This is a genomic window from Pseudomonas sp. Irchel 3A5 (assembly GCF_900187575.1).
GTDB classification, from domain to species: Bacteria; Pseudomonadota; Gammaproteobacteria; order Pseudomonadales; family Pseudomonadaceae; genus Aquipseudomonas; species Aquipseudomonas folii.
The window spans coordinates 86,227-105,191 of the sequence record NZ_FYDU01000019.1 but is presented as its reverse complement, the minus strand read 5'-3'; the positions used below and the strand labels follow the sequence as shown (position 1 = coordinate 105,191).

The following is an 18,965-nucleotide window of genomic DNA, read 5'->3' as shown; positions in this document are numbered from 1 at the left end:
TGATGGACGACACTCTGTTTTTATTTTTAGCTCTGGTCGACGACATTCGTCTGTCGTCGTACAACATCTGCTTTATATCGAGGCCAGCACTCCAGTGTCAATCTGAAACATTCAGAAAAGTAATTTTTTCAGCGAGCACATGACCAAGGGTTGCCACGCGCAGGCCCAGGGGGACCGAAAAACACCTGCGCACGGCGAATTCTCTCGCTTGCTGACTGAGATGGCACCGTCACCCGCGTCAGCGTCGATGCTGACTGGTGAAGCAGCCATACAGCCAGATTCCATCCATACCCCCCCTCCTCACCTCAAACCTGGGCAAACCCACCATCAACAAACATCTCGCTTCCCGTCATAAAGCTGCTCTCATCCGACGCCAGGAACAGAGCCGCTGCCGCAACGTCTTCGGGCTGGCCGATACGGCCCACCGGCAATTGCGCAATCATGCCGTCAACAATGGCCTCTGCCTGGCCAGTGGGTGCCAGTGCCAGGTCGAGTCCCGGTGTAGAAATCGGTCCCGGCGAAATAACGTTGACGCGAATCCCCGTACCTTTCAGGTCCAGCGCCCAGCTTCTGGCGAAATTACGTAGTGCAGCCTTGGTGGCGCTGTATACGCTGAATGCCGGTGTGCCCATGGTCCCTGTTGTCGAGCCGGTCAGGATGACCGATCCGCCTGCGCTCATCAGTGGCAACGCCTTCTGCACAGTGAACAGCGTGCCTTTGACGTTGATGCCAAACGTGCGATCGAACGACTCCTCGGTGATCGCCCCAAGCGGTTGGAAATCTCCCAGCCCGGCGTTTGCAAACAGTACGTCAATCCGGCCTTTGGTGGCTTTGACTTCGGCGTAGACGCGATCCAGGTCGTCCAGGTTCGAAATGTCAGCCTGGATCGCTATCGCGTCGTGTCCAATCTGTTGCAAGGCTGCGTTCAACTGCTCTTGCCGACGCCCGACGATGACAACCTGCGCACCTTCTGCCGCGAAGCGTATGGCGCTGGCCAGGCCTATACCGCTGTTACCGCCGGTAATCACTGCGATCTTTCCGTTGAGCCTGCTCATGATGATGTCCTCGAAATAAGAGGCACAACTGTAGATCTGCGCTTTCAACTTGAATAGTATGCACCTTTTGGTAAGTACCCTTCAGTGAGGGATGGAGCCGCCCGAATCATGGCAAACGAGACCTATAAATGTGGGCTTGAGGCCGCGCTGGCAGTGCTTGGCGGTAAATGGAAGCCACTGATCCTTTATAATCTGACGCGCAAAGTTCACCGATATGGCGAGCTGAAACGCGCGATTGGCGGCGTGACCGACAAGGTATTGATCCAGCAACTCAAGGAACTGGAGCGCGATGAAATCGTTTCGCGCACGGACTTTCAGGAAATACCGCCAAAGGTCGAGTATTCCCTGACGCCTTTCGGACAATCCTTGGCAACAGCGCTGGGTGCGCTATGCGTGTGGGGGACGGAACATATGGAGACGGTGGAGCGCATCAGCGAGCGGCGCACATCCGCCCTCGCCCAGCCGATTAACGCTCGGTAACGCGGTGGTCCGGACTGTCGCCTTTGAAGGTAGGAGGCAACTTGTTGGCGAGAGAGGTTGCCGCAGTTATTCAGGTACGCCGCCTCGCGAACAAGTTCGCTCCTACCCCGGCAGCGCGGAGGCTCAGCCTAGTCGCCTTTGCCTCCTGCCAAAAAGCATCCCAATTCAGTCATTTACATTTCGTTTAAGCGTCGCGACAGCGCAGTGACAGTGACAGTGACAGTGACAGTGGACAGCCTCATATCAAATCACAAAACGCGCCACCATCCCGTTCAGGTCTACCGCCAGTCGCGACAGTTCATGGCTCGCCGCACTGGTTTGATTAGCCCCGGCAGCCGATTGAGTGGCCAGATCACGAATGTTCACCAGATTGCGATCTACCTCGCGAGAAACCTGAGCCTGCTCTTCCGAAGCGCTGGCTATCACCAGGTTGCGCTCATTGATCTGGGAAATCGCTTCAGTGATCTGCTCCAGCGCTTCTCCGGCGGCGCGGGCCAGTTCCAGCGTGTTTTGCGTGCGGCTTGTGTTCAATGCCATGGACTGCACCGCGTTGCCTGTTCCGCTTTGAATGCCAGCCACCATCTGTTCAATTTCGCGTGTTGATTGCGCGGTGCGATGCGCCAAAGCCCGCACTTCATCAGCCACCACAGCAAAGCCACGGCCCGCTTCCCCTGCCCGCGCAGCCTCAATGGCAGCGTTCAAAGCCAACAGGTTGGTTTGCTCGGCGATCGAACGAATAACGTCCAGTACCTTACCGATATCGCGGCCTTGCTCAGCCAAGCCTTCGACCAGGGTCGAGGTGGTCTGTACGTCCTGGGTCATGGTCTGAATCGCTTGCACGGTCTGCACGACTTTGTCCCGGCCCTGACGTGCGGTTTCAGTGGACTGCTCAGAAGCCTGGGATGTCGAAACAGCGTTGCGCGCAACCTCCTCAACAGCCGCAGTCATTTCGTTCACGGCGGTCGCCGCCTGTTCGATTTCATCGTTCTGCTGTTGCAAACCACGCGACGACTCTTCGGTAACAGCGCTCAACTCCTCGGCTGCCGATGCCAATTGGGTAGCTGATCCTGAAATCATCTCGATGGTTTTACGCAGGTTCTGCTGCATGATTACCAGCGCTTCGAGCAAGCGCGCCGGTTCGTCCTTGCCATCCACTTCGATATGCTTGGTCAAGTTACCTGCGGCAATTTCCTGAGCAGCATTAACCGCTCTGGACAACGGCGCCACGATACTACGCGTCAGTAACCAGGCCAGTAACACTGTCATCAATGACGCAATAACTGCCACGGCAATAATGGCGATGGTTGCACCATCGTACTGCTGTCCCGCAACTTTAGAGCCAGCAACAGCGCCCGCCCTGTTGATATCAACCAGGTCTTTGAGTTGCTTGGTCATCAAGTCAGAAGTTTGTCTCATGCTGGTGTTGATAAGCGCACGAGTCTCTTCAACCTTATTGTCACGCGACAGTTGCGCCGCTTGATTCAGCAAGCCGATGTACTGAGTCAGTGTTCCATCAAACTGTTGGTAGATTGCTCTTTCATCGGCTTCCGCGGGCAGCGCACTGTAAGCGGATTTGGCAGCCTGCAACTGGGTAATGATTTCAGCAACGCGCTGGTCGCTCTCCTGAAGCATCTCCGGTTCACGGTTAACCAGCATGCGCAGGGAGAAAATCCTAAGGCGCAATACGTACTCGTTGACGTTGCCTATCAGGGTGATGCTTGGCAGGGTGTTGGTCTCCATGTCGACCGTGGCCTGGCGAATCAAGGTCATGCGGTTCAGGGCGAAAAAACCCAGCGCGATAACCAGCACCGCAATAAACGCAAAACCAAGAAAAGCCCTTGGAGCGATATTCATATTTCTTATAGTCATGGACGTATTCTCATTGGAGTAAACAGCAATAGCGCTCCATGCTCTAACCGTTACGAGTCGACCTGCCCGGTTTCATAACGCAGGGGCGAGCGTCGTAGCTCTTACACACCTTGTTACTTCTATCGGCGGAGATTTCGTATTAGTTGAGGAGAATTTAAAATTTATTTTCTGACGCCAAAAGACCGTCTGCGACAAATTTTTTAGCGATATTGCTGTATAACGCAGCTTTTTGTATTTATGTGCTTAGTTGGCAGCGATGAAGTCTTTCTTATCAATTAGTTGGTTGTTAGAGAAATGAGTGCACCACCAGTGCGTGACTAGTGCAAGGAAACCCGGCCTGAAAGCGTCAGCGATCGCGTATAACGAACGCCAACACCTGCCTCAGCATCCGGTCACACGCATCAAGCTGCTCGACGCTGATGAACTCATCCGGTTTGTGCCCCTGCGCCATGCTGCCGGGGCCGCAGACCACGGCCGGGATTCCTGACTGGTCGAACAATCCGCCCTCAGTGCCAAAGGCGACTGTGCCAAACGCCCTGGAACCGCAGAACTCCGCGATCAACTCTGCGGCCTGGCTGTGCATCGGGATATCCAGCCCCGGGTAACTCGACAGCTCGGTAAGGCGAATATCGCTCTGCCCACTGACAGCCTGCATCGCAGGCAGCAACTCATTCTTTGCGTAGGTGTGCAGCGCAGTGATGACGTGGTTCGGGTCTTCAACAGGAAGCGAGCGCACCTCAAAGTCAAAACGACAATGTTCGGGAACGATGTTGAGCGCTGCTCCGCCGCCGATCACCCCAACCTGTACGGTCGAGAACGGCGGATCAAAGCGCTCGTCCTGTCGTTCCTCGGCCTGCAATGCTTTCCCGAGCCTTCCCAGTTCGTTGATCAACTGCGCGGCGTACTCGATCGCGTTGACGCCACTGGGCGCATGGGCTGAATGGCACGCTACGCCGTGCACGTCGCAGCGCACGGCCACTTTACCCTTATGACCAAGTACTGGCTTTAGCTCCGTGGGCTCACCGATCACACAGAGCAGTGGTTTAACAGGCTTTGAACCCAGCACTTCCAGCAATGAGCGGACGCCCAGGCAGCCGACTTCCTCATCGTAGGAAAGAGCTATATGTACCGGCATGCGCAACGTATTCCGGATCAACTCCGGGACCAATGCCAAAACACAGGCAATGTAGCCCTTCATGTCGGCAGTACCACGGCCGTAGAGCCTGCCGCCCTCCTCGCTGAGTCCGAACGGCGGGAAGGTCCAGGCCTGGCCATCTACGGGGACCACATCCGTGTGGCCGGACAGCACAATGCCGGGCACCTCAACCGGTCCAATCGTCGCAAACAGATTGGCCTTGGTCTTTTGCGCGTTGTAGATCAGTTCACAGGAAACGCCATGGCTATCGAGGTAATCACGAACAAAATCGATCAGCGCGAGATTCGACTCTCGACTGGTCGTGTCAAAGGCCACCAATCGGGCCAACAGTTCACGACTGGCGCTCATCGATCATCTCCTGGTACGCCATACCCTGGCGCGCCGGCGGGGTTCAGGGCGCGGTCCAGATAATCCTGCAGCTGTGGTTGATAGGCCTGCCACAAGCCATCCAACACATTGATCGGGTCGTGCTCGGCCCAATCCACACGCAAATCAACGATCGGCCAAGGCAGATCCGCCACGACCTTCAGCGCTGCCGAATGCACAGGCCCGGCTTCTCCGCCCGCCGCCTGCCCCGCACGCATGGCCAGTAGCAGGCGCTCGGCAAGGTGCCCTGAGGCCTGCTCAAAGGTCTTGACCATCGCTTCAATCACTTCCGGGGTAGCCAGCATGTTGCCGGCTGCCACGCACTGTTCTCCGCTGACGGCATTGTGTATACCAAGGGTTTTACCGCCACTGAAATGCGCGACGCGCCCAAGGTGATCGATCGCCGTGATCTGCCGGTACTCACTGAACCTTTGATCCGCCCATAACTGCTCAAGCGCATGTGCAGGTGTGGCGCCCTGCTCTATCAGGTCCAGGGCTTGCGGCCCCAGGGCTGGCAGCGTGATATTTTGCGAAGACACCGCACCAACCCCGGCACGCAGCCAGGGGCAACGTGCACCCACGGCAATGCTCGAAGAGCTGATGGCGATACCCAACTGGCCAGTTTCGGCGCAACGTGCGGCGATGGAAAAAGTCATGACGAAAGTCCTTATTCGGGAATAACGGCGATCACGTCGATTTCCATCAGCCACTGCGGCTGACCCAGTGCAGAGACCACCAGCCCGGTGGAAATGGGGAAAACCCCTTTAAGCCACTTGCCCACTTCGTGATAAACCGGCTCCCGATAACGCGGATCAATGATGTAGGTGGTGGTCTTGACGATATGCGACAGGTCGCTGCCCGCCTCCTCCAGCAACTGTTTGACGTTCTTCATGGCCTGATGCGCTTGAGCGCCGGGGTCGCCGAGGCCGATGAGGTTACCCTCGAAGTCGGTGCCAACCTGACCTCGCACGTACACGGTGTTACCGGCACGCACCGCCTGACAAAGGTCGTTGTCCAGACTCTGGTTAGGGTAAGTGTCTTTGGTATTGAACATACGAATACGCGTGTGGGTCGGGGTAGCCATGTAAATCTCCTGTAAGCACTGGGGCGACTTTCGCCCGATCAAAGACGATCAACCTTTAACGTTGCGCAACCGAACTTCGGGGGCTGCACGCTTGCCCTGGTCATACGAGCGATACTTGTGCTGAGTGGCGATTTGATCAGCGACATGTTTGGCGTCATGCCACACGCCCCAGATAAACGCTGAACCACGTCGCGACAGCCAGGGCAGACCTACGAAATACAGACCTTGCTCAATGGATACCCCGCGCTGATGCAAGGGCTTGCCTCGGGTGTCGAATGCATCGACCTGCAGCCAACTGTAATCCTGGGAATAACCCGTGGCCCAGATGATGGAACTGATACCGGCCTCAGCCAGATCGAGCTCACGCAGCGGATGAGTGATACATGCCGCGTCAGCTACGCGCTCACGTGCTGAGGGTTCCAGTGGCAAATCCAGACCATTTCGAAGGGCATACGCATCGGCGGCATCGAGCAACGACAGGTAGTTCTCGTCGCCGCGATCGAGGTTTTCGACGAGATCATTCTGGAAACGCACTTTGCCCTCGGCGAAGCTTTCCGTCAGACCGACCAGCATCATTCCCGCCTGAGCCAGGCGCCGAAAATCAACGGTGTGACCGCCTCGAGCACCACTGACGGCAATCGTGACGTGCTCTTTTCCGGGCTGCACAGTCTCGCTGTCCCACAGCCCTAATACGCCAAGCCACCAGCAGAAATCACGGCCGCGGTAGGCTCGTGGTGGACGATCATGAGGTCCGACCGACAAGTAAACCTGGCGGCCGGAACGCTGCAATTCGTCGGCGATTTGTACACCGGACGAGCCCGCCCCGACCACCAGTACGGCGCCGTCAGGCAACTGCCGTGGGTTGAAGTAATGCGCCGAGTGGATCTGGTGCAGCGCGTCATCCGTGGGCGCAATCGATGGAATGACGGGGTTCTGAAACGGGCCGGTCGCAGACACAAGATGATTGACGATGTAAGTACCCGCGCTGGTCTCCACAGTGAAACCGGCACGCTCCACGTTGCGGGTCACACGTTTGACCTCAACGCCGGCCTTGATTGGCGCGTTGAATTTGCGTGCATAGCGTTCGAAGTAGTCAGCGACCTGTTCTTTACCGGCAAACCCGTCCGGGTCCATGTCGAACTCAAGTCCCGGAAACCGGTCATGCCAGGCCGGTCCATTGGCGACCAGCGAATCCCAGCGGCCGCTGCGCCACGCTTCGGCTACGCGGTGTTTTTCCAGTACCAGATGCGCAATGCCCAGCCGGCTCAGGTGTTCACTCATGGCCACACCCGCCTGCCCTGCTCCTACGACGAGCGTGTCAATTTCTGTGATGTGTTCGGTCATCCTGGCATCCTTCAACACGCCCTTTGTGGCGGGTTGACGCAGTAAAAAATAACGAAAATGTCAGCGCGCAGGCGTAAGAAGCCCTACGGCATCCGCAGACGCGTATACAGTCAGTATCGTGTTTGGGTCAGTCGGCCAGTGAAGGGTCCGCCTGAAGCATCAGCCACTTCATTTCTTCGAAATGCTGCTGCGAGAAATCAGTGATCTTCTCCCAGTCCCGGGCTGTCTTCTCCGCGACATCGTCCGGCAGTGTCTTCACTGGCTGACCTGTGGACCAGGCCGTGACCAGAATCTGGCAGGCCCTTTCCAGAGTCCAGATGTCGTCGAATGCCTCACCTACCGTTGGCGCAGTGACCATCACGCCATGGTTACCCATCAACAGGCGGCTTTTCCCATCCAGCAGCCCGACCAGGCGAGCACCTTCAGCGGTGGTATCGGCCATACCGCCGTAAAGCTCGTCTATCGCCACCCGGTTGAAATAACGTGCTGTGTTCTGATCGATTGCCGGAATGTGCGGCTTAGCCAGACACGCCACCGCGGTGGTGTAGACCGGATGCAGATGCAGAACCACGCGGGCTTCAGGCAGGCGTTGGTGCATCTGTCCATGAATGGACCATGCTGTCGCATCCACACCCGGTCGTTGCGCGGCGTCTTGATCATCGGCATCGAGCAACAGCAGATCACTGGCACGCAAGCGCGAGAAATGTTTCCACTTCGGGTTCAGCAGGAACTGCTTTCCGTCAGCTGAAATGGCCGCGCTGAAATGGTTGGCCACCGCCTCATGCATACCCAGGTGGGCAATGATGCGAAAGGTCGCCGCCAGATCCAGACGCGTCTGCTCCTCGAAGTTAAGGGCCATGTTCAAAATACTCCTGCCAACAACGCATAAATCATCGGGTTGAAATACATTCTGGGTAGGAGCCAACTTGTTGGCGAGGCGGATCATCAGGCTATGCAAGTCCGACGTCTCGCCAACAAGTTGGCTCCTACCGGGTCCGTGTTTTTTAACGCGCAATCAGGGCTTGGGCATCAGCGCTGCAATGTCATCCGCCGTAGGCGCCTGGAACTTGTACTTGTCCAGCAAAGCCTTGTATTCCGGCGTTTTGCTGTACTTCTCGAGCCCTTCGATCAACGCATTGCGGACCACATCGTTGCCTTTCTTCACGCCGAAGCCGTTGAGCACCGGGTAGATCAGGGTTTCGGATGAAATCACTACCCGGTTACCGAGCTTTTCAACCACGCCCCGCGCCACGGCAGCGTCTGTGATCTGCGCTTCAACCGCATGAGCGAGCATGGCCTGGGTGGTTTGCGGATCAGTACCGTATTCACTGATCGCGATAGGCGGCAGGCCGTTCTTTACGCAGTAGTCGGTGGACAGTTTCTGCAGTTGTTGCAGCCAGGACGTGGCTGCCATGGAGCCGATCTTGTGGCCACAGAAATCTTCCGGAATCTTTGGCTGATACGCGCTGCCCTTGACTGCCAGAATCGACTCCCCGCTTTTCAGGTAAGGGATCATGTCGATGACTTTCAGGCGGTCAGCGGTGATGTACATCGACGAGTTGGTGATATCAAACCGGCCGCCTTGCAGCCCGCCGATCAGGTTGGGGAAACGGGTGTCGAGATTCTCAGCCTTCATCCCCATGACCTTAGCCAGACCATCCAGGAACTCGATGTCGAAGCCTGCCGGCTGGTTTTTGTCCATGTACTCATACGGATAGAACGTCATGTCGGATCCGGCAATGATCTTGCCTGGCTGCTGGAAAGCCGAGGCCATTGATGAAGCCATGGCAACCGCAGCGCCTAGTACAACCATCGCAGCGGGACGAACGAACAGACGGGATAGCTTCATAAGTATTCCTCGTGGAGTCAGTAGGGTTCAGGCAATTGCGGTTCAAGTCTCAGGCAGTGGCCAGGTCGCTTCCGGCCTGTTGCACAAAAAACGAAGCCCCCTTGGGTTTCTGCGGCAGACGGATCTGGTTCGCGGTGCTGCGCACCAGACCGCTTTCATGTCCCGCCACCATCAAACCGGTGTGTTCGCTTGGCAGCGGGTTCTCCCCGAAGGGCAACGCGTCTTCTGCGGCGTACACGCTGATGAACAATGTGCGCGGGAACTCGGTTTCATTCGGGCTTGAGGCATGCAGCAATCGGGTGTGCATGAAGCACACTGAACCCGAAGGCCCATAACAGGCCACCGGTTGCTGGCAATGCTCGTCAACAACCGCGTCTTCCACTGCCCCCGTGAAACGCCCGTTCTGCCAATGGGACCAAAGCTCGCCCTTATGACTGCCCGGCACGACATTCAGCGGGCCATTTTCGGGTGTCACGTCACTGACCATCAGCAATGCAGTCACCAGGTCGTCGTTGCTGTGCGGCGTGAACAGGAAGTCTTGATGCCACTTCACCTGAGTGGCGGTGTGCGGCAATTTTGAGTTGATCTTGCTGTGATGAAAGCGCGTGCCGTTGCCACCGATCAGCTGCGCAGCAATGGCCGCCATGCGCGACTGGAAGGCAGTCTGTTGGTAAGCCTTTGAGATTTCCGTTGGCGAGGTCACGCGGCGCAATGACGGATGATCCGGGCGATGGTCGCTTTCAATATCAAAACGCGGCCGACCGTCCAGCGTCTGGCCCCACGCACAGTCTTGGCTGCGGCTGTCTTCCACCCACTGGTCGAAGTCATGCTGCAGCGCCGCCACTTCATCGGCTGCCAGCACGCCCTCAACGACCAGAAAACCCTGCGCGTGAAACTGGTCGACCTGCCATTGCTCGATCATGTTCTTCTCCCCTGCAAACAAAACATTAAGGTTTCAAGCCAACGAAACATCTTTCAGAAAAGCTTCCACTCGCGGGTGCTGTCCATCGCGCAGTGCCTGCGGGCTGTCATCGCACACCACCCGGCCTTTCTCCATGAATACGATTCGATCAGAGACCTTGAAGGCGAAGTTCATCTCATGGGTCACGATGACCATGGTGATGCCCTCCTTCGCCAGGGTTTCGATCACCTGCAGCACCTCGTTGACCTTCTCTGGGTCGAGTGCTGATGTCGGCTCGTCGAACAGCATGATCTGCGGACGCATCATCAACGCACGAGCAATCGCTACACGCTGCTGTTGCCCGCCGGACAACTGATGTGGATATTTCCAGGCGTGTTCCAGCATGCCGACCTTGTGCAGTAGCTCATACGCTTGCTGCTTCAGTTCCTGCGCTGAAGCCAGGCGGTGATAACGCGGAGCCAGCAGCAAGTTGTCGAGCACAGTCAGGTGCGGAAACAGGTTGAAGCTCTGGAACACCATGCCGATGTTCAGACGATGCTCTGTATGCTCGACGTAGCGCGGCGGTTGAGCACCTTGGCGAACCAGGTGAATGAACGGTTCGCCGTTGATCCTGATATCCCCGTTATCGATTTGCTCAAGGCCGTTGAGCAGACGAATCAAAGTGGTCTTCCCTGAACCCGACGGCCCGATCACCGACACCACTTCGCCGGGATGAATCTGCAGACTGACGGCACCCAGCACTTCGATGTCGTTGTAGGCCTTGTGTAATTTGGTGGCCTGAAGTGCCGGGCCTGCGAAGTCGGAGACAGGGCGGGCAATGACGGCACGATCCTGAGTGGCGAGCTGGAGCATTTCAGCGTCAGGCTCACGCACCACTTTGCGCTGAGTGACATCCAGATAACGCTCCAGCCGCTTGAGCAGGAAGTCGAACACGGTAACGATCAGCACGTAGTAAAACGCTACCGCCGCCATGGTTTCCATGACCAGAAAGTTCTGTGAATACAGGCGCTGCCCCACCATCAGAATTTCGGTCAGCGAGATCACCGACACCAGCGAACTGAGTTTGACGATTGAAATGTATTCGTTGGTCAAGGACGGCAAAGCCACCCGCAGCGCCTGCGGAATCACAATGCGCCACTGCGTACCGATAAAGCGCAATCCCAATGCTCTGGCTGCTTCGCTTTGCCCTTTGGCAATCGACAACAGCCCGCCGCGATGGATTTCAGCGACGTAAGCGGTTTCACACAACACCAGTGCAATAAGGCCTGCCCAGAACGGGTTGGCCAGCACCGCCGATGTGGCGGGCAAAGCCTGTGGCAAGTTGTAGACAAATATCAGCAGCACCAGCAAAGGCACGCTACGGAATAACCAGATATAGCCACGGGCAGGCAAGTTGATCAGCGGGTTGGAAGACTGTTTGGCCAGCGCCACGACGAAGCCCAGAACAATGCTGATAAGCCATGTCAATGTACTGAGTTGTATGACGGTCCACGTTGCCATCCAGAACTCGGTATCGCTGAACAGGCTAAACATGTATTTCCAGTCAAACGTCATCGTCGGCTCGCTCGGCTAAGTAACAGTGGCGGGTGATATCCAATGCAAGTTGAATATTGAGCGCTGCCCCGCTCTCCCTTCTGAGGCCATCATGAGCGAAGTTTCGTCGAACGACCCAATAGTAAGTTTTGGCTCATAGCGTAGGAAAATCCTAAGCAGAACCGGCGGGATGCATACTCAATGCAGGCGGAAGGCGAAACTATTTACCCTGCGCCGAACATGCCGCACATTTTTAGGGCGGTAACCGTTTCCCTCGCTTTGGTTCGCTCACTTTCAGTGCGAAACCCTCATTCTGTGGGCCGTACAGAGCGATGGATTAATTGAGTTGCAGACTGATAAAAAGATCAACTGCCGGCCCAATAACCGAACCAGGACGAATCCTGGCATCTGGCACGCTCCTCGCTAAGCATAGGTAAAAGCTATTCAGCTAATTCCGCTCATGGCCGTGTGCCGACGAGGTACTCAGTGACGCATTTCACGTTGAAACAGCTTAAATACTTTGTCACTGCCGTAGAAATGGACAGTATTGCCGAGGCGTCGCGACAACTGCATATCTCACAGCCTTCTATTTCCGTCGCCATAAAAAATCTCGAAGAGGCGTTTAATCAACCGCTGTTTGTACGGCACCATGCGCAGGGTGTTTCCCTGACTTCCGGTGGCGGGAAAGTCTACGAAAAGGCTAAAGAGTTATTACGACTGTCGGAAGAACTGGAACAGGATTCTCGCGCCGAGAGCAAGAATGTATCGGGCACTATCGCATTGGGCTGTTTTGAATCAGCCGCGCCGCTGTATATGCCCAGACTCGTTGCTGGCTTCAAGCAGCTTTATCCCGACGTAACCATTCAACTCTGCGACGGGGAACAGCACGAGCTGATGCATGGGCTGCACCGCGGCCGCTTCGACCTGGCCTTCCTGTACGATCTGGAGCTGGGCGCGACGATCCACAAAGAAGCATTGAACGCTCCGCACAAGCCCTACGCATTACTGCCAGCCGCGCACCCCCTTGCTCAACAGAAAACGGTGACACTGCGCGAGTTGAGCCAGGAGCCCATGATCCTGCTGGACGCCGTGCCCAGCAGAACCTACTTCATGGATATCTTTACCGAGAAAGGTTATGCGCCGGTGGTGGCTTACAGCTCACCCTCGATTGAAATGGTGCGCTGCATGGTCGGCCAGGGGCTGGGGTTTTCGGTGCTGGTCACGCGGCCTTGCACCAACATGACCTACGACGGCGAGCTTCTGGCACAGCTTGATATCGAAGACGACATGCCCGCTTCGACCCTGGTAATGGCGTACCTGCGCAATAATCAGCCAACGCGGGCGACCCGATTGTTCATGGATTACTGCCGCACCGTTGAGCTGGCACCACCCTCGAGTTTGAAGGCGCACGCGTCTCATCAAACAACATGCAAACAGCTGGATTGAAATGCATTTTCTGTAGGCGCTGCCGAAGGCTGCGAAGCGTTTCTCCTGACACACCGAGATCGCAGCCTTCGGCAGCTCCTACAGGTCACCGGTTTCGCTGTGTCAGTGACACAACGCCGTCGCGAAGCAAACATGCACCCTGTAGGAGTGAGCTTGCTCGCGATAGCGTCAGGCCAGACGGTAATTTCTCAACAGGTCTATCCGTATCGCGAGCACATTCACTCCTACAGCGTCTATGTTTGACCCGAGGCAACGTGTTTCTATCAAACTCTTAACATTTAGGCGCATGCCGGTACCATAAGGAGACTTTCCCCGAGGAGCGGTTAATGAAACGCCTTGAAGATCTGATCGAACACGATGAACCTGCCCTGCCCTTGTTAAAGGAGTTGCTGAGCACTGCGCAACGCAGCTGCCAGTTGCTTCCTCCTTCACAGGACAACGCCAGAGTATTGATGGGGCTCCAGATCACTACGCGATCAACTTTAGGCGCGGTTGCGTACGAAACCGGAGGCATCCTCATTGATGGAGGCTGGCTACGCTTTCTGGGATCCGGACACGAGCAACTGTCCAGAAACATCCTTGACTGGACCCATCTGCACGACGGTGGCGGTCACCTGTTGGTGGCGGACGACGCAGCAGGCGGTTTCTTTTCAATCAATGGCGGACGTTTCGGAGAAGACGTTGGCTCAATGTATTACTGGGCACCGGACACTCTGGAATGGGAGCCATTGGAAATTGGCTATACAGACTTTCTGGAGTGGGCACTCAGCGACCAAATGCTCATGTTCTATAAAGACCTCAAATGGCCGACATGGCAAGAGGATCTGGAGAAGATGAACGCAGATCAATGCATGACGTTTTATCCGTTCTTGTGGACGCAAGAGGGATCGCTAGAGACAAGCAGCCGCAGAATTGTGGACGTCGCAGAACAATATGAGTTGAACATCGGTTTTGCCAGCAAGTTGGAGAATCCACCGGGCTAGCATACCTCAACCATGGATTTGACACGCAGCCCCTGGCGGGGCGCGCGCAGGTTATGACCGCCGCTTAAGTGGGTCGTAATAATGATCGTCCCAGTTTTCAAGGGAAGGCTTGCGGGTCGTGCACGGCTCATATCGGGTGTAGTATGAAAAACCTTCCTCAATAACACGGGGAGCCGCCGTAATGGTCTCTCCATCCTTGACTAGCCAGGTGGCCAGCTCGCGCCTGAAATACCGGCGCATGGCGTTGGGGGCAGTGTTGTCGCATGACTCCGCCACCTCGATATACAGCTTGCCCCCATACTCAAGGGTGAAGTCGAGTGATCCGCTGGCGGGAAATTCACCTTTGTAAATAGGGACTCTGATCTGGCCTCCCCCGCAACCCCCTCCTCCATAGCCGGCTACCCCTATGCTGCCCATGCAGAAAAATCTGTCGGCGCCGAGTACGATCTGGTGAATTTTTACTGACGTGTTGGCAAGCGGTTCTCCGTTGTCACCGACCACGCGCAAGGTGAGGTGCATAGGCTCGGGCATTCGAACCCCGTTCGCGACCGGACTACATCCGGTCAAAGACAGTGTCAACAGGGCCATCGTGGCCAAGAGGGGCAGTGCTTTCATGTGTGGTGTGGTCTTCTAAGAAGGATTCCATCCCGGACGTCCGTGCTGTTTCCTTAAACGCACCCGGGTTTAGCCGTGCGGCATTGTTACATGCTTCGCGTGAGTCGACGTTGCAATTGAGGACACTTCAAACCTGTGCGCCGCTTAAGCTGAGGACCACCATTTCCGACCCCATCTGCCTGGCATATTGTTCCAGGGTATGGCGGGCGATGCTAACCACTTGCTCAGTCAGTTCCATACCAACCCCGGCGCGCCAACAGGCGATGATGTCCAGCGCTTGAGGCCGCGTCACGTTTTCAAGGATGAACAACTTGCCCTCGGCCAACTCTTTGCTGACCAATGCCGTCGGCAACGCACCAATACCAAAGCCGTCACCCACCAAAAGAGTCATGGCGGCGACGGAGTTGACACAGCTGATTCGCGGGCTGTCCACACCGCCTGCATGCAGCAGGTTGAGAATGTCCTGATGCGGACGGGAGTTACGGGAAAAGGTGATGATGCGTTCGGCAGCCAGTTCGTCGATAGACGTGTAGCTGCGCTGGTAGATGGACCCGGCCTGCACGATCCACTCGACTGGCAGTAAGGCCAGATGCTGGTTGCGGACCGCATCACTGCGAACCATGTCGGTCTGCACGATCAGGTCCAGATAGCCTTTCTGCAGCTGGTCGCACAAGTTAAGTGATGTATCGACGGTGAGCTCGATTTCAACCGCCGGGTAACACTCCATCAACGTCGATATGAACGGGCTCAACCACGTGTGGATGACCGTATCCATGACGCCGAGCCGCATACAACCCTTGAGATCGCTGGTGGCACTGATCGATTGCTGAAGCGCATGCATCGTGTCGATCATCTGTTCTGCATAGTCGAGCACCCGCTCCCCTTCAGGCGTCAGCGATACGCGTTTGGAGTCACGCAAGAACAGCTTTGCACCGAGCTCCGCTTCCAGAGCAGCAATGCGGTTGGAGATGGAGGCCTGGGTGGTGAACATCTTTTCTGCGGTCAGGCGGAAGCTTTTCAGCCTCGCCACCCAAACGAAGGTTTCGAGAAACTTCAGGTTCATGCGTAACAGCCCGTACCAATAATGGATCTACCCGCGCAAAGGGCGTCAGTCAGCAGGATCCACACGCAAGTTGTACGCCAGAATTTTCAAAGGCAAAGGTTGCCGAGCGCTCTTAAAGAGTACGCATGATGGCTCTGCGGAAGTCATCGATGTGGTGATGGATAGCCTTGATGGCGGCCTCACTGTCGCGATTCTCCATGGCGGTGAGTATCTGCAGATGCTCGTCGTAGATGCGTTCACTGTGGTGCATTTCGGACAATGTAAGGAACCAGAAACGCGCCTGTTTTTCATGCAGCGTGCGGAGTAACTCAGCCAATACCCGGTTGCGTGCAGCGGCGGAAATCGCCAGGTGGAATTGCAGGTCAACTTCCATGAGACCCTTCACGTCCCGACGCTCCAGCAGCGGTTGGGTGCGTCCGATGATTTCGCGCATGTGGATGAAGTCGTCTTCCTGCGCGCGCTCGACGGCCAGCTTCACGCACAGCTCTTCGTTGGTTCTACGCACTTCGATCATGTCGAGAATGTCGTTCAACGATATGGGCGTCACCATCACGCCCTTGCGCGGCAGGATCGTCACCATGCCTTCCATTTCCAGACGGTGCAGCGCCTGATGCACCGGCGTACGGCCCAAGCCAAGCATCTGGGTCAGTTGCGCCTCATTGATCGCCTCGCCTGGACGCAGTTGGCAGGAAATGATGCGTTGCTTGATCTGTACGTACGCCAGTTCGCGCAGGCTTGCACCACTCTTGGCGGCGGGTTTGCCAACAAGATCGGCGGTGGGCAGGTCAGTTGAATCGAGCAATCCGGAAATCCTCATGGGGCGCTGCTGATATATCACTGTATTTCATATCGTCTGGATTGTCGCTTTTCACGCCACCCCAAACCGGTAACAAAAACGCGCCAATAGTACGCACGGCACGCCCAAAAGCGGTGCGATTTGGTAACACAGCGCTTTTTCGATCTTCATAAGCTACTTGTTATATATCTATTAAACACTTGATTAATATCAATTTAGCTCTCAGCCAATACTGACTGGCATATCAATTGCCTATTGATAATCATGTGATATATCAGTGTAACTTCACAGCTACTGACTTTTCTTCCTATCCGTAACGAGGACACCGCATTGACTCAGCTAACTCTCCAGGTCGCCAACCATGGCGCAGTTGTTGTAGAAATCGATCACTTGATCATCGCTGGCTGGGCTGGCCGCAACAGTGCAGCCGTGGAGCACCACATTGCTGAACTGGAAGCTCTCGGCGTTCGTCGTCCAACTCAGATTCCGTGTTTCTATCGAGTGGCCGCCAGCCTGCTGAACTCCGCCGAATCCATTCAGGTGCCGGGCAAGGATTCTTCCGGGGAAACCGAGTTTGTGTTGATTCCGAGCAGTGTTGGCTTGCTGGTCGGTCTGGGTTCTGACCACACCGACCGCAAGGTTGAAGCCTTCGACGTCACCGTTTCCAAGCAAATGTGCGACAAACCGATCGCCGCCACAGCCTGGCGTTTCGATGAAGTCAAGGGCCACTGGGATCAGTTGATCATGCGCACCTGGCGCACCCGCGACGGTGTTCGCAGCCTTTATCAGGAAGGTCCGGTCACCAGCCTGCTGGCACCCGACACGCTCCTGGCCAAGCTCAACGACAATGCCAGCCTCGCGCAAGGCACCGCGATGTTCTGCGGCACCCAGCCGGTGATCGGTGAACTGGGCTACGGCGAAGCCTTCGAGATGGAGTTGTTTGACCCGGTGCTCGATCGCAGCCTGCGCCACGCCTACAGCGTGGAACCGTTGCCAGTCGCGGAGTAATGCAGATGAAGCCAATCAAAGAGCTTGCCGAGGATCTCGCCAACGGCGCTACCACCAGCGAGGCCTTGGTAACCGAAGCGCTGGAGCGCATCAATGCGCACCGCGCCCAAGGGGGCAAAGCCTACATATCGGTGGATGCAGAAAGTGCTTTGCAAGCTGCCCGTGCCAGCGATCTGGCCCGTGCCGCAGGCTATGTGCCCTCCCCGCTGGCGGGACTGCCGGTTTCCATCAAGGACTTGTGCGACGTAACCGGACAGGTCACGGCTGCAGGCTCCAAAGTGTTGGCCGGTAATGCACCCGCCGAGACTGATGCGCCCGTCGTTGCGCGCCTTAAAGCCGCGGGCGCGATTCTGCTGGGCCGTACCAACATGAGTGAATTTGCGTTCTCCGGCCTTGGCTTGAACCCACACTTTGGTTCTCCGACCAGCCCTGCTGCGACCGGACGCATCGCGGGCGGGTCCAGTTCTGGCGCAGCGGTCAGCGTTGCCGAAGGCATGGCGGTTGCCGGTTTGGGTACGGACACCGGTGGTTCGCTGCGCATTCCGGCAGCGTTCTGCGCGTTGGTTGGCTTCAAACCCACAGCCAACCGAGTGTCGGCTCAGGGCGCATTCCCTCTGGCCACAAGCCTGGACTCCGTCGGAGCGCTGACCGCCACGGTCGACGACAGCATCGTGCTGGACAGTATTCTGTCAGGCGAGACCCTGGATACCCGGCCTGCTTCGCTCAAAGGCCTGCGTCTGGCAGTTACCCGTGACTTCGTCATGGACGGTGTCGATGCCACTGTCGCCGCCGCCTTCGAACGCAGCTTGCAACGCCTGACTGATGCGGGAGCATCCATTCGCTGGTTCGACTTCCCCGAGTTGCAAGACCTGCCAAAGATCAATGCTGCGGGAGGCCTGACGGCTGCCGAAGCCTGGTATTTGCATCAGGGCTGGCTCAGCGGTGAGCAAGCGGCTGACTACGATCCACGCGTGGCACAGCGTATACGCCGGGGTGAAGCGTTGAGTGCGGCTGATTACCTGCAGCTGCTCGCCCAGCGTCAGACCATGATTGACCTCGCCACCCAACGAATGGGCGATGCCGATGCCTGGTTGATGCCAAGCGTTGCCGTGGTACCGCCAGAGCTGGCACCGCTGGAGCAGGACGACGCGCATTTCTTCGCCACCAACGGCCTGGTGTTGCGTAACACCAGCGTGATCAATTTCCTCGACGGCTGCGCAATCAGCCTGCCTTGCCACCTGCCAGGGGAACTGCCGGTGGGCTTGTCCATTGCCGGTCTGAAGGGTCAGGACGCCCGGGTGCTGCAAATCGCCCGCAGTGTCGAACCCCTGCTGCGCACCCCGTAAACCTGAGCGTGATTGTCGTTGCGCTCGCGGCCTTTGCCGCGAGCGAACCG

General features: G+C 56.7%; 18 protein-coding genes. 5 read left to right on the top strand and 13 right to left on the bottom strand.

Going from position 1 to position 18,965, the window contains the following annotated elements; translation table 11 throughout:
- Positions 1–305 precede the first annotated feature (305 nt).
- Positions 306–1,055: an SDR family NAD(P)-dependent oxidoreductase gene (locus CKW31_RS26265; protein ID WP_095101585.1), complete on the bottom strand. Its 750-nt coding sequence runs from the start codon at positions 1,053–1,055 to the stop codon at positions 306–308.
- A 108-nt stretch (positions 1,056–1,163) separates the two neighbouring features.
- Here CKW31_RS26265 and CKW31_RS26260 point away from each other — a divergent pair, with 108 nt between their 5' ends.
- Positions 1,164–1,535 carry a helix-turn-helix domain-containing protein gene (locus CKW31_RS26260; protein WP_095101539.1) on the top strand — a complete coding sequence of 124 codons (372 nt, stop codon included), beginning with the start codon at positions 1,164–1,166 and terminating at the stop codon, positions 1,533–1,535.
- A 243-nt stretch (positions 1,536–1,778) separates the two neighbouring features.
- On the opposite strand, the gene CKW31_RS26255 is transcribed toward CKW31_RS26260, so the two are convergent.
- The 9 genes from CKW31_RS26255 to CKW31_RS26215 form a co-directional block, all read right to left on the bottom strand.
- Positions 1,779–3,404 (bottom strand): methyl-accepting chemotaxis protein, encoded by a 1,626-nt coding sequence (locus tag CKW31_RS26255; protein WP_095101537.1) that lies wholly within the window; start codon positions 3,402–3,404, stop codon positions 1,779–1,781.
- 346 nt (positions 3,405–3,750) lie between these two features.
- Positions 3,751–4,908, bottom strand: coding sequence for an acetylornithine deacetylase (gene argE / locus CKW31_RS26250; protein ID WP_095101535.1), 1,158 nt, complete (start codon positions 4,906–4,908; stop codon positions 3,751–3,753).
- Positions 4,905–5,582, bottom strand: coding sequence for a DUF1028 domain-containing protein (locus CKW31_RS26245; protein ID WP_095101533.1), 678 nt, complete (start codon positions 5,580–5,582; stop codon positions 4,905–4,907). The genes argE and CKW31_RS26245 overlap by 4 nt, the downstream gene beginning before the upstream one ends.
- Positions 5,583–5,593: 11 nt before the next feature.
- A complete protein-coding gene (locus CKW31_RS26240; RefSeq protein ID WP_095101531.1) occupies positions 5,594–6,010 on the bottom strand; it encodes a RidA family protein in 417 nt (138 codons plus the stop codon).
- Between the two features lie 48 nt (positions 6,011–6,058).
- On the bottom strand, positions 6,059–7,354 hold the full coding sequence (locus CKW31_RS26235; protein WP_095101529.1) for an NAD(P)/FAD-dependent oxidoreductase: 1,296 nt from the start codon (positions 7,352–7,354) through the stop codon (positions 6,059–6,061).
- Between the two features lie 127 nt (positions 7,355–7,481).
- Positions 7,482–8,213 carry a class II aldolase and adducin N-terminal domain-containing protein gene (locus CKW31_RS26230; protein ID WP_095101527.1) on the bottom strand — a complete coding sequence of 244 codons (732 nt, stop codon included), beginning with the start codon at positions 8,211–8,213 and terminating at the stop codon, positions 7,482–7,484.
- Positions 8,214–8,369: 156 nt separating this feature from the next.
- Positions 8,370–9,203, bottom strand: a complete 834-nt coding sequence (locus tag CKW31_RS26225) for an ABC transporter substrate-binding protein (RefSeq protein ID WP_095101525.1) — start codon at positions 9,201–9,203, stop codon at positions 8,370–8,372.
- Positions 9,204–9,252: 49 nt separating this feature from the next.
- On the bottom strand, positions 9,253–10,125 hold the full coding sequence (locus CKW31_RS26220) for a phytanoyl-CoA dioxygenase family protein (protein WP_095101523.1): 873 nt from the start codon (positions 10,123–10,125) through the stop codon (positions 9,253–9,255).
- Positions 10,126–10,158: 33 nt separating this feature from the next.
- Entirely contained in the window at positions 10,159–11,679 is a 1,521-nt protein-coding gene (locus tag CKW31_RS26215) for an amino acid ABC transporter permease/ATP-binding protein (protein WP_095101521.1), read from the bottom strand.
- A 465-nt stretch (positions 11,680–12,144) separates the two neighbouring features.
- Here CKW31_RS26215 and CKW31_RS26210 point away from each other — a divergent pair, with 465 nt between their 5' ends.
- Together CKW31_RS26210 and CKW31_RS26205 are read left to right on the top strand one after the other, a co-directional pair.
- Complete coding sequence (locus tag CKW31_RS26210; protein ID WP_095101519.1) at positions 12,145–13,104, top strand: LysR family transcriptional regulator; 960 nt, start codon at positions 12,145–12,147, stop codon at positions 13,102–13,104.
- 326 nt (positions 13,105–13,430) lie between these two features.
- Complete coding sequence (locus CKW31_RS26205; RefSeq protein ID WP_095101518.1) at positions 13,431–14,087, top strand: DUF2625 domain-containing protein; 657 nt, start codon at positions 13,431–13,433, stop codon at positions 14,085–14,087.
- 51 nt (positions 14,088–14,138) lie between these two features.
- Here CKW31_RS26205 and CKW31_RS26200 read toward each other — a convergent pair whose 3' ends face one another.
- From CKW31_RS26200 to CKW31_RS26190, 3 genes are all read right to left on the bottom strand, one after another.
- Positions 14,139–14,702 carry a hypothetical protein gene (locus CKW31_RS26200; RefSeq protein ID WP_095101516.1) on the bottom strand — a complete coding sequence of 188 codons (564 nt, stop codon included), beginning with the start codon at positions 14,700–14,702 and terminating at the stop codon, positions 14,139–14,141.
- Positions 14,703–14,829: 127 nt separating this feature from the next.
- Entirely contained in the window at positions 14,830–15,765 is a 936-nt protein-coding gene (locus tag CKW31_RS26195; protein WP_095101514.1) for a LysR family transcriptional regulator, read from the bottom strand.
- A gap of 112 nt (positions 15,766–15,877) precedes the next feature.
- On the bottom strand, positions 15,878–16,567 hold the full coding sequence (locus CKW31_RS26190; RefSeq protein ID WP_256582732.1) for a GntR family transcriptional regulator: 690 nt from the start codon (positions 16,565–16,567) through the stop codon (positions 15,878–15,880).
- Positions 16,568–16,891: 324 nt separating this feature from the next.
- Between CKW31_RS26190 and CKW31_RS26185 the strand changes: the two genes are divergently transcribed.
- Together CKW31_RS26185 and CKW31_RS26180 are read left to right on the top strand one after the other, a co-directional pair.
- Positions 16,892–17,569, top strand: a complete 678-nt coding sequence (locus CKW31_RS26185) for a DUF2848 domain-containing protein (RefSeq protein WP_095101510.1) — start codon at positions 16,892–16,894, stop codon at positions 17,567–17,569.
- Between the two features lie 5 nt (positions 17,570–17,574).
- Positions 17,575–18,915, top strand: a complete 1,341-nt coding sequence (locus CKW31_RS26180) for an amidase (protein ID WP_095101583.1) — start codon at positions 17,575–17,577, stop codon at positions 18,913–18,915.
- Positions 18,916–18,965: the final 50 nt, after the last annotated feature.

Excerpts from the sequence above, each read along its gene's own strand:
- CKW31_RS26265 (WP_095101585.1), bottom strand. The coding sequence starts at position 1,055 with ATGAGCAGGCTCAACGGAAAGATCGCAGTGATTACCGGCGGTAACAGC.
- CKW31_RS26260 (WP_095101539.1), top strand. The coding sequence starts at position 1,164 with ATGGCAAACGAGACCTATAAATGTGGGCTTGAGGCCGCGCTGGCAGTG.
- CKW31_RS26255 (WP_095101537.1), bottom strand. The coding sequence starts at position 3,404 with ATGACTATAAGAAATATGAATATCGCTCCAAGGGCTTTTCTTGGTTTT.
- argE (WP_095101535.1), bottom strand. The coding sequence starts at position 4,908 with ATGAGCGCCAGTCGTGAACTGTTGGCCCGATTGGTGGCCTTTGACACG.
- CKW31_RS26245 (WP_095101533.1), bottom strand. The coding sequence starts at position 5,582 with ATGACTTTTTCCATCGCCGCACGTTGCGCCGAAACTGGCCAGTTGGGT.
- CKW31_RS26240 (WP_095101531.1), bottom strand. The coding sequence starts at position 6,010 with ATGGCTACCCCGACCCACACGCGTATTCGTATGTTCAATACCAAAGAC.
- CKW31_RS26235 (WP_095101529.1), bottom strand. The coding sequence starts at position 7,354 with ATGACCGAACACATCACAGAAATTGACACGCTCGTCGTAGGAGCAGGG.
- CKW31_RS26230 (WP_095101527.1), bottom strand. The coding sequence starts at position 8,213 with ATGGCCCTTAACTTCGAGGAGCAGACGCGTCTGGATCTGGCGGCGACC.
- CKW31_RS26225 (WP_095101525.1), bottom strand. The coding sequence starts at position 9,203 with ATGAAGCTATCCCGTCTGTTCGTTCGTCCCGCTGCGATGGTTGTACTA.
- CKW31_RS26220 (WP_095101523.1), bottom strand. The coding sequence starts at position 10,125 with ATGATCGAGCAATGGCAGGTCGACCAGTTTCACGCGCAGGGTTTTCTG.
- CKW31_RS26215 (WP_095101521.1), bottom strand. The coding sequence starts at position 11,679 with ATGACGTTTGACTGGAAATACATGTTTAGCCTGTTCAGCGATACCGAG.
- CKW31_RS26205 (WP_095101518.1), top strand. The coding sequence starts at position 13,431 with ATGAAACGCCTTGAAGATCTGATCGAACACGATGAACCTGCCCTGCCC.
- CKW31_RS26200 (WP_095101516.1), bottom strand. The coding sequence starts at position 14,702 with ATGAAAGCACTGCCCCTCTTGGCCACGATGGCCCTGTTGACACTGTCT.
- CKW31_RS26195 (WP_095101514.1), bottom strand. The coding sequence starts at position 15,765 with ATGAACCTGAAGTTTCTCGAAACCTTCGTTTGGGTGGCGAGGCTGAAA.
- CKW31_RS26180 (WP_095101583.1), top strand. The coding sequence starts at position 17,575 with ATGAAGCCAATCAAAGAGCTTGCCGAGGATCTCGCCAACGGCGCTACC.